Annotated in this window: 8 protein-coding genes and 1 pseudogene; 3 read left to right on the forward strand and 6 right to left on the reverse strand. The window is 73.2% G+C overall.

The features are described from left to right. Positions 1-61: 61 nt before the first annotated feature. The 4 genes from mshC to AB0L95_RS41325 all read right to left on the reverse strand — a co-directional run bounded on the left by mshC (position 62) and on the right by AB0L95_RS41325 (position 3601). Complete coding sequence (mshC, locus tag AB0L95_RS41310; protein ID WP_365171719.1) at positions 62-1291, reverse strand: cysteine--1-D-myo-inosityl 2-amino-2-deoxy-alpha-D-glucopyranoside ligase; 1230 nt, start codon at positions 1289-1291, stop codon at positions 62-64. Between the two features lie 135 nt (positions 1292-1426). Continuing rightward, entirely contained in the window at positions 1427-2245 is an 819-nt protein-coding gene (locus tag AB0L95_RS41315; RefSeq protein WP_365171721.1) for an SCO1664 family protein, read from the reverse strand. Next, the gene (locus AB0L95_RS41320; RefSeq protein WP_365171723.1) at positions 2209-2799 is read right to left on the reverse strand and encodes a DUF3090 domain-containing protein; all 591 of its coding nucleotides are present in this window, start codon (positions 2797-2799) and stop codon (positions 2209-2211) included. The genes AB0L95_RS41315 and AB0L95_RS41320 overlap by 37 nt, the downstream gene beginning before the upstream one ends. Positions 2800-2914: 115 nt before the next feature. Then, positions 2915-3601: a histidine phosphatase family protein gene (locus AB0L95_RS41325; RefSeq protein ID WP_365171725.1), complete on the reverse strand. Its 687-nt coding sequence runs from the start codon at positions 3599-3601 to the stop codon at positions 2915-2917. A 131-nt stretch (positions 3602-3732) separates the two neighbouring features. Here AB0L95_RS41325 and corA point away from each other — a divergent pair, with 131 nt between their 5' ends. Continuing rightward, positions 3733-4731, forward strand: a complete 999-nt coding sequence (corA, locus tag AB0L95_RS41330) for a magnesium/cobalt transporter CorA (protein ID WP_365171727.1) — start codon at positions 3733-3735, stop codon at positions 4729-4731. Here the strand turns inward: corA and AB0L95_RS41335 are convergent. Continuing rightward, positions 4653-5127: pseudogene (locus AB0L95_RS41335) on the reverse strand (hypothetical protein); the annotation flags it as partial. The gene corA and the pseudogene AB0L95_RS41335 sit on opposite strands and share 79 nt — an antisense overlap. 144 nt (positions 5128-5271) lie before the next feature. Continuing rightward, a complete protein-coding gene (locus AB0L95_RS41340) occupies positions 5272-6327 on the reverse strand; it encodes an LLM class F420-dependent oxidoreductase (RefSeq protein ID WP_365171729.1) in 1056 nt (351 codons plus the stop codon). A gap of 276 nt (positions 6328-6603) precedes the next feature. On the opposite strand from AB0L95_RS41340, the gene AB0L95_RS41345 reads away from it, so the two are divergent. Together AB0L95_RS41345 and AB0L95_RS41350 are read left to right on the forward strand one after the other, a co-directional pair. Beyond that, on the forward strand, positions 6604-7587 hold the full coding sequence (locus tag AB0L95_RS41345; protein WP_365171731.1) for an aldo/keto reductase: 984 nt from the start codon (positions 6604-6606) through the stop codon (positions 7585-7587). Beyond that, a complete protein-coding gene (locus AB0L95_RS41350; protein WP_365171733.1) occupies positions 7584-9875 on the forward strand; it encodes a helix-hairpin-helix domain-containing protein in 2292 nt (763 codons plus the stop codon). Before AB0L95_RS41345 ends, AB0L95_RS41350 begins: the two co-directional genes overlap by 4 nt. Positions 9876-10012: the final 137 nt, after the last annotated feature.

Raw genomic sequence — 10012 nt, forward strand, 5'->3', positions numbered from 1 at the left:
TGCGGATCGTGACGATCCGCACCGCGCCGCTCGGCGTTTTCGGTGGTTGCGGCGGCCGTGGTCAGAGGGCCACGCCGAGCAGCGCGTCCACGGCGCGCGAGACCACGCCGGGCGCGCCCGTGTCCGTGCCGCCGGACTCCTGCTGGAGAGCCGCCCAGCGGTCGACCGCGGCGAGCGCGGCCGGGGCGTCCAGGTCGTTCGCGAGGGCCTCGCGGATCTCCTCGACGAGCGCCTCGGCGGGCGGGCCGTCCGGCCGGGAGACGGCTGCGCGCCAGCGGCCGAGCCGTGCCACGGCGTCCCGGAGCACCTGGTCGGTCCACTCCCAGTCGGACCGGTAGTGGTGGGCGTGCAGCGCGAGCCGGATGGCGGCCGGATCGACGCCGTCCCGCCGGAGCCGGGAGACGAAGACCAGGTTGCCCTTGGACTTGGACATCTTCTCGCCGTCCAGCGCCACCATGCCGGCGTGGACGTACGCCTTGGCCATCGGGAACTCGCCGGTCAGCACCTGGGCGTGCGAGGCGCCCATCTCGTGGTGCGGGAACGCGAGGTCGGAGCCGCCGCCCTGGACGTCGAAGCCCATGCCCAGGTGGTCCAGGGCGATGGCCACGCACTCGATGTGCCAGCCGGGCCGGCCATGGCCCAGCGAGCCGCCGTCCCAGCTGGGCTCACCGTCACGGGCGGCCATCCAGAGCATCGGGTCGAGCGGGTTCTTCTTGCCCGGACGGTCCGGGTCGCCGCCGCGCTCCGCGGACAGCAGACGCATGGCCGCGGCGTCCAGGTGGGACACCGCGCCGAAGTGGGGGTCGGACTCGACCGAGAAGTAGATGTCCCCTTCGAGGTCGTAGGCGGCGCCCAGGTCGCGCAGCCGTTCGACGAGCGGGACGATCCCGGGTATCGCCTCGACCGCGCCTATGTAGTGCCGTGGGGGGAGCATCCGCAGCGCGGTCATGTCCTCCCGGAACAGGGCGGTCTCCTGCTCGGCGAGCGCCACCCAGTCGACGCCGTCGCGCTGGGCCCGCTCCAGGAGGGGGTCGTCGACGTCGGTGACGTTCTGGACGTAGTGCACCTGCCGCTTGGTGTCCAGCCATACGCGCTGGACGAGGTCGAACGCGTTGTAGGTCGCCGCGTGACCCATGTGGGTCGCGTCGTACGGGGTGATGCCGCAGACGTAGATACGGGCGACAGGACCGGGGTCGAGGGTGACCGAACCGCCGGTCGCGGTGTCGTGGATCCTCAGGTCGCGGCCCTGACCAGGCAGGGCGGGGACCTCGGAAGCGGGCCAGGCATGCATGACATGAGCCTAACCGGCCGGAAGTTCGGTATACGAACCGGACCGGCCGGATGACCGGGAAGGCACCCTTGCGGAAGTCCCGGCGATGTGCGCCGCGCCTCGGCTCGCGCGGCGGTCACCTGCGGCGGCGGCGCCTCACACCGGCGGCCAGGGAATGGCCGGCCACTCCCCGTTCGGCTCCGGATGCCGGCCCGAGACCAGCATGGCCTCCACCCGGGCGCGGGTGGCCTCGACCTCCGCCGGGGTGATCAGGGCGGTCAGCCGTACGGCCAGCGCGGCGCCCTCCTCCAGGGACTCCTTCAGCCCCTTGAGCACCTCGACCGCCTCCCCGGTCAGCGGCTCCCCCGCCCACCCCCACAACAGGGTGCGCAGCTTGTTCTCTGTGTTGAAGGTGACACCGTGGTCGATACCATAGAGGCGGCCCTCGTCCCCGGGCAGCAGATGGCCGCCCTTGCGGTCGGCGTTGTTGATGACGGCGTCGAGGACGGCCAGGCGCCGCAGCCGGTCGTCGTCGGCGTGGACCAGCAGCGCCGTCCTCCCCTCGCCGACGTCCGCCAGCCCGATCGCCTTCCAGCCGGGCTCCGGGTCCTCCGCGTCCACCAGCGCGAGCAGCTCGCCGTCGGGCACGGGCTCGACCCACAGCTGGCACATACCCTCGCCGTAGGGGCCCTCGCGCAGCACGGTGGGCGGCACGAGCCCCCAGCCGGTCGCCTCGGACACCTCGTAGGCGGCGACCTCGCGCTGCGCCAGCGTGCCGTCGGGGAAGTCCCACAGGGGGCGTTCCCCGGCGACAGGCTTGTAGATGCAGGCGGCTTCCCGGCCGTCCTGGGAGACCGTGCAGTACAGCGCCGCGTTGGACGCGTCGCGGATGCGTCCGCGCACGGTCAGCTCACCCGTGGCGAGCAATTCGGCCGTGGTCACGCTCCGCGGCGGTATCCGTTCTGGCGCGGACATACATGTCCTTCCGGGTCGAGCGGGAGGCTGCACAGCGGGCACGGCGGCCGCCCGGCGTTGACGACGTCGAGGGCGCGCTTGGCGAAGGCCCTGGCCTGCGCGCCGGTGAGCCGGACCCGGAGCATCGGCGGGCCGTTCTCCTCGTCCTGGAGCAGCCGCTCCTCGGCCTCGGCGAGGTCCTCCTCGGAGTCGGCGTCCAGTTCGACGAGGGCCTGAGCCTCGACGATCATGCGCTCTTCCTCGCCGTCCCAGGCCAGGGCCATGGTGCCGACGCGGAACTCCTCCTCGATCGGGGTGTCCAGCGGAGCCGAGTCGGAGATCTCCGTAGGGGCCACGGCGGGGACGGCGGCACTGCCGCCGCTGCGCCGCACGACCTCGTCGAGCAGCTCGTCCATGCGTTCGGCGAGCGCCGCGACCTGGGTCTTCTCCAGGGCCACGCTGGTCACCCGGGGTCCGGCCGTGGCCTGCAGGAAGAAGGTACGGCGCCCGGGCAGCCCGACCGTACCGGCCACGAAACGGTCCGGGGGGTCGTAGAGGAACACCTGACGGGACACGTCCTGTCTCCATTGGATCGGGATCGGGACCGGCTGACCGCGCCGACCCGTTCCGGTTGCTGACAAGTACTGCTGCTGCGCTGGTGCGACCGCTTCACCCTACTGCGGCCGACGATCACGGTGCGCCCGCACCGCCCCCGACCGTGGCGTCCGGACCGGCAGGTTCCGCACGCGGGGCGAGAGAGGCGAAATCCCCGGTGTCCCCGAGGCGAACGAGAAATGGCCGCAGGCGCGTGTAACGGATCGCGGTGATGGAACACGGCTCCACGGAGATCCGCTGGAAGAGGTCGAGATGAAGTCCGAGTGCGTCCGCGACGAGCGATTTGATGATGTCACCGTGAGAGCACATGAGGTATACGGCGTCGGCGCCGTGGTCGCGTTCCACGCGCGCGTTCCACTCCCGCACCGCCTCCGCGGCCCTGATCTGCATGGCCCGCATCGACTCGCCGCCGGGGAACGCGGCCGCCGACGGATGAGCCTGCACCACCTCCATCAGCGGCTCGTCCTTCAGCTCGGCGAGCTTGCGGCCGGACCAGTCGCCGTAGTGGCACTCGCCGATGCGCTCGTCGGTGTGCGCACGCAGTCCGGGACGGGCGTCGAGCAGCGGCTGGAGGGTCTCCTGACAGCGTTGCAGGGGGCTGGTGACGACCTCGGCGATCGGCAGCTCGGCGAGCCGGCCCGGCAGGGCCGCGGCCTGCGCGGCGCCGCGCTCGTCGAGGGCGACGCCGGGCGTCCAGCCGGCGAGGAGTCCCGCGGTGTTGGCGGTGGAGCGTCCGTGCCGGACGAGGATCAACGTGGGCATGCCGTCCAGCGTACGGGCACGCCTGTGGACCCGGGCCGGGGGAACGGCGGCTGCGCGGCCCGGGGGCGTGTGCGCCCGGGCACACGGGCCCCGGAGTGCGGGCGGGACCGGCTGGCGGGAGAATGCGCTCCGTGATCGTCGACTGCGCCATCTACCGCGACGGGCGCCGGACCGAGGGACCCGAGGATCTCTCCGACGCGCTTCAGGAGGCGCGCGCCTCGGGGGACGCCTTCTTGTGGATCGGCCTCTACGAGCCGACGGAACGCGAGTTCGACCTGGTCACCCAGGAGTTCGGGCTGCATCCGCTGGCCGTCGAGGACGCCCTGAAGGCGCATCAGCGGCCCAAGCTGGAGGTGTACGAGGACTCGCTGTTCATGGTGTTCAAACCGGTGTCGTACGAGCCGCGCAGCGACACGGTCACCAGCGGCGAACTGATGATCTTCCTCGGTGACTCCTTCGTGGTCACCGTGCGCCACGGCAAGGACATGCCGCTCGCATCCGTCCGCCGGCACCTGGAGGAGCAGCCGGAGATGCTGCGGCACGGGCCGACGGGTGTGCTGTACTCCATCGCGGACTCCGTCGTCGACCACTATCTGGAGGTGGTGACCGAACTGGGGACCGATCTGGAGGAGCTGGAGGCGGAGGTCTTCTCGCCGTCCAGCGGAGGCTCCCGGCACACGGCGTCACGGATCTACACCTTCAAACGGCAGGTCCTGGAGTTCCGGCGGGCGACGGTCCCGCTGGCGCCGCCGCTGGCCCGGCTGGCGGGGCAGGGGGTGTCCGGGGCGGCGGTGCCGTTCGTGCAGGAGAAGTCGCGCCCCTTCTTCCGGGACGTCAACGATCATCTGGCCCGGGTGAACGAGTCCGTGGAGGCCCTGGACCGGCTCGTGTCCGATGTGCTGTCCGCACATCTGGCGCAGATGAGCGTCCGGCAGAACGACGACATGCGGAAGATCTCCGCGTGGGCGGCGATGGCCGCGGTCCCGACGATGATCGCGGGCATCTACGGCATGAACTTCCAGCACATGCCCGAGCTGCACTGGGTGGCGTCCTACCCGGCGGTGATCCTGGCGATGGCGGCCCTGGAGGTGCTGCTGTACCGGTTGTTCAAGCGGCGGGGCTGGCTGTAGCAGCACGGCCCACCCGGCACAGGGCTCCCGTCGCGCCGCCCGGAGCGCCCGGCTCCCGGCTCCCGGCTCCCGGCTCCCGGCTCCCGGCTCCCGGCTCCCGGCTCCCGGCTCCCGGCTCCCGGCTCCCGGCTCCCGGCTCCCGGCTCAGGCATCCTCAGGGACACCATGCGGCGCAAGCCGCCGACGCTCGTAGCAGTAGAGCGCGTGGATGCCCGCCCCGAGCAGCGCCGCCTTGGCCTTCGGCCGACGCAGGATCCGCCCCGTACGGGCCGAGGTGGTTGTCCTCGTCGCGCGCGATCATCCGGTCGCGCGGCCCACCTCGGGATGGCCGCCGAAGTGTCTGCGCAGCAGCCGCATCTGCTCGGAGGCGCGCTGCTCGGTGACCCTGCTGTGGGCGCAAAGAAAGACGGACGCCCGGGCGCAGGCCCCGCGTAACCGCGGGGCCGCCCGAGCGTTGTTCCGCGTGACGGCCGTGGCGGGGAAGACCCCCGAGCCCCCACCACGGCCGTGGAGCCCTCTTCGGTCGTCGAGTCGTGCGGGTTACGCGAGCCCGGCGCGCTCCAGGGCGTCGGATCCCGCCCGGAGCGAGGCGAGCCGCTCCTCCAGGGTGAAGCCCGCGGGGGACAGCGTGAGCGTGGTGACACCGGCCTCGGCGTAGGCCTTCATCCGGTCGGCGATGCGGTCCACGGACCCCAGCAGGGTGGTGCGGTCGATCAGCTCGTGCGGAACGGCGGCCGCGGCGCCCTGCTTGTCGCCGGACAGGTACTTGTCCTGGATCTCGGCGGCCGCCTCCTCGTAACCCATGCGCCGGGCGAGCTGGTTGTAGAAGTTCTGCTTGCTGCTGCCCATGCCGCCGACATAGAGGGCGGTGTAGGGGCGGAAGGTGTCGGCGAGCGCGGGGACGTCCTTGTCGTCGCCGACCGAGATCGGGAGCGTGGGGCACACGTCGAAGCCGTCGAGGGTCTTGCCGGCCTTCTCGCGCCCGGCGCGCAGGTACCGGATCGCGGTCTCCTCGAGGTGGTCGACCGAGGGGAAGATCAGCAGGGCCCCGTCGGCGATCTCACCGGTCTGCTCCAGGTTCTTGGGGCCGATCGCGGCGATGTAGAGCGGGATGTGCTCGCGCTGCGGATGCACGGTCAGCTTGATCGGCTTGCCGGGACCGCCGGGCAGCGGGAGGGTCCAGTGCTCGCCCTCGTACGACAGCCGCTCCCGCGTCATCGCCTTGCGTACGATCTCCACGTACTCCCGGGTGCGGGCCAGCGGCTTGTCGAACTTGACGCCGTACCAGCCCTCTGAGACCTGCGGCCCGGACACACCGAGACCGAGGCGGAAGCGGCCGCCGGAGAGCGAGTCGAGGGTGGCGGCCGTCATCGCGGTCATCGCGGGCTGGCGGGCCGGGATCTGGAAGATCGCGGAGCCGACGTCGATGCGCTCGGTCTGGGCGGCGACCCAGGTGAGCACGGTGGCCGCGTCGGAGCCGTAGGCCTCGGCCGCCCAGCACACCGCATAACCGAGCCGGTCGGCCTCCTGGGCCACGGCGAGGTTGTCCGCGTCCATTCCGGCGCCCCAGTAGCCGAGGTTGATCCCGAGCTGCATGGCCGATTCCCCTTACCGATCAGTAACGTCCCTTGTGCGCAGACCTTAGCGCGGGGCGGGCCGGGAAGGGAGAGTTGCCCGGGGCGTGGCGCGGGTGCCCGGACGGCGAGGGAGTACGGCAGGGATCCGCCGCCGGGTGCACGGCGCGGGCGTACGACGCCGGTCGCGCCGGGGGCGGAAGGGGACGGGGAAGGGGAAAATCGCCGTGGGCACCGGGGAAATCGGTTGTCCACAGGCAACCCACGCGGCCGGTTCCGGACAGTAATGTCGGCGTTCATGGAGCAGAGGCATCTCGGCCGTAGCGGCCTTCGTGTGTCCCGCATCGGACTCGGCACCCTGACGTGGGGGCGTGACACGGACGAGCACGACGCCGCGGAGCAGTTGAAGGTGTTCTGGGAGGCCGGCGGGACCCTCGTCGACACGGCGGACGTGTACGGGGACGGGGAGGCCGAGTATCTGCTCGGACGGCTGATGGAGGGTCTGGTGCCGCGCCGGGACCTGGTCATCTCGACGAAGGCGGGGAGCGTACCCGACCCCGAGCGTCGTTTCGACGGCTCGCGCGGCCATCTGCTGGACGCGCTGGACGACTCGCTCGCCCGCCTCGGCACGGACCATGTCGACCTGTGGCACCTTCACGCCTTCGACCCGTACACCCCGTTGGAGGAGACGTTGCAGGCGCTCGACCTGGCGGTCAGCAGCGGCCGGGCGCGGTACGCGGGCGTGTCCAACTTCTGTGGCTGGCAGCTCGCGAAGGCGGCGACCTGGCAGCTCGCGGCGCCGGGTGTCCGGACCCGGATCGCCAGCACCCAGATGGAGTACTCGCTGTTGCAGCGGGGCGTGGAGCGCGAGGTGCTGCCCGCCGCGCTGGACTTGGGGGTCGGGCTGCTGCCGTCCTCTCCCCTGGGCCGGGGGGTGCTCACCGGCAAGTACCGCAATGCGACGCCGGCCGACTCGCGCGGGGCGTCGGAGCATCTGGCCCCGTTCGTCGCGCCCTACCTCGACGACACGGCGAGCAGCATCGTGGACGCGGTGCAGACGGCCGCCGACGGGCTCGCCACGACGCCGCTCCAGGTGGCGCTGGCCTGGGTCCGCGACCGGCCGGGAGTGGTCGCGCCGATCGTCGGTGCGCGCAACGCACAGCAGCTCACAGCGGCGTTGTCAGTGGAGACGCTTAGTCTTCCTGACGAGATCTGCCGGGCGCTGGACGATGTGTCGGCCCCGGTGCACCACTATCCCGATCACGACTGGAGCACGCTGTGAGCACGGACCCGGAAACCACGGAGACCGCCTCCCACCCGGGGGAACCGGCCGACGAGGCCGGTACCGGCACAGGCGGGGACGGGACGGCGCGGACCTCGGACGACACGGGGGCGGCCGAGGAGCCGGATCCGGGGTCCGGGGCCGAGGGCTCGGGCGGCCCGGAGGAGACGGAGTCCACGACCGGCTCGGGTGCCGCTGACGGCGGTACGGCCGACGCGGGTGACGGCGAAGACACGGCCGCTCAGAGGTCGGAGGCCGAGGCCGAGCTGGCCGCTCAGCGGCTGGAGCGGGACCGGATCGAGCGGCGGAAGGCGGAGAAGAAGGGGCCGATCGAGGCCGGCACGAAGCTGAGCGGGCAGGCCGCCGATCTGCTCGCGGCTGTGCGGGCCGTGGAGAGCGGCGCGAAGCCGGTGGCGAGTGCCTTCAGCGAGCCGGCGCCCGCTCCGCGCCGCGCCGCCTCCGAGCCCGCGCGGCGTCCCCAGCCCGCGGCGCCCCCGGCGACCGCGGCGGCGCCCGCCGTACAGACCGTCGCGGCCGTGGGCGCCGTGCTCACCGAGGGCGGCGCTCCTCAAACCCTGGCACCGCAGGCAGCCGCGGCCCTCGGCGACGGTGCGGACGCCCGTCTGCGGGCGGACCCCTGGCTGTTGCTGCGGGTCCCCGGGGTGCGGCCCGAGCAGGCGGACGGGTTCGCCCGGGCTCTGCTCGGCGCCGAGTGCCGGCCGGACGACGAGCGCCGGGCGCGCGCGGTGACCCTCTGGCTGCTGGAGCAGGCGGCCGTGGCCGGTCACACGGCGTTGGAGGCCCCCGCCCTTGAGGTCGCGCTCGCGCAGCGCACGGTGCCGGACCCGGAGGAGGCGGTGCGGAGCACGGTCGCCGAGGGCGAGGCCCTGGTCTTCCAGGACGCCCTGGAGACACAGCCCCCGAGCGGCGACGAGAGCGACGAGGACGGCGAGGACGGCGAGGACCGCCCGGTCCGTGTCCTGATCGGCCTGGAGCGGTATGCGCTGGCGGAGGAGAGCCTCGCCGACGGGCTGGCCCGGCTGGTCAACTCCGCGCCGACGGAGGACGGTTCGGCCCAGGGCTGGGAGGGTGCGGCCCGCTCGGCGCGCGGCTCTGCGGCGGAGCTGATCCGCGCGGTCGCGGGCCACGGGCTGGTGCTCCACACCGGCGGGGAGGCATCCCGGGCCGAGGCGGCCGCGCTGCTGCGTGAGGCCCGCGGGCTCGGTGTGCGCGCCTGGGCCGCCACGCACACCCCGGCCGGACGGGAGCTGTTCGCCGCGCTGCTCGCCGGGCACGGCGCGGCGGACGCTCCCGGGGAGCGGACGGACACGGCGCTCGCCACGGTGGCGGGTCTGCTGTCCGGCACCGAGGGCCCCGGACGGGACGCGGACGGCGCGCTGGACCTCGACCTGCTCATCGTGCTGGACGCACCCCAGCTGGATGTCGAGACGGCGGCGCTGCTCATCGAGTCACTGCCCGACGGCGCCCGCCTGGTGCTGAGCGGTGACCCGGGGGTGCTGTGGTCGGCCGGTCCCGGACGCGTGTTCGCCGATCTGCTCGCCGCCCGGATGTGCCCGCAGATCGCCTCACGGACGCCGGATCCGGGGCCGCTCGGCGAGTTGGTCTCCTCGATCGGCGTCGGCGAGCTGCCGCAGGTCGACGCGCCGGGCAAGGAGGTGGTGATCGTGCCGGTCAGGGACGCCGGGGAGGCGGTGCACCGGACCGTGCAGCTGGTCGCGGACTCGGTGCCGCGGGCGATCGGCGTGCCCACGGACGAGACACAGGTGATCACGCCGGGACACGGCGGCGCGGCGGGTACGCGGGCGCTGAACGCGGCGCTCAAGGAGCGGCTGAACCCCGGTCCCGGCCGCTTCGGCGGCTTCGACCCCGGGGACAGGATCGTCTACTCCCCCGTCCCGGGCCGGACGCTCCCGGGCCGTGTGGTGACGGCGGACGCGGAGGGGCTGCATCTGGAGTGCGCGGGTGCGGCCGTGGTCGTGCCCAGGGAGCAGGTGGAGCAGTCCGTGCGGCACGGTTGGGCACTGACCGCGCACCAAGCGGTGGGTCAGCGCTGGCCCGCGGTGGTCGTGGTGCTGCCCGGGGATGCCGGGGGGGCTCTGAGCCGGCCGTGGGTGTACACGGCCTTCGGCCGGGCGGTCCGCCATCTGTCCGTGGTGCACGGGGTGGAGCAGGCACTGCCGCGGGCCGTGGCCGAGATCACGGCCAAGCCGCGGACCACCCGCCTGCCCGCACTGCTCCGGCCTCAGGTGCCGACGACCGAGGGATGAGGGCCGGGTGGCGGCGCCGGGGCCCTCGGGCCGTGCGGCATCGCCACCTCCCGTGCCCTGCTGTGGCTGGCCCTCGCCGGCGCCCTGACGGTGCGCGCACGGCGGCGGGGCATGGGGTTCACGATGACCTGGTGGGC

Source organism: Streptomyces sp. NPDC052036, from assembly GCF_040680495.1.
Taxonomy (GTDB): Bacteria; Actinomycetota; Actinomycetes; order Streptomycetales; family Streptomycetaceae; genus Streptomyces.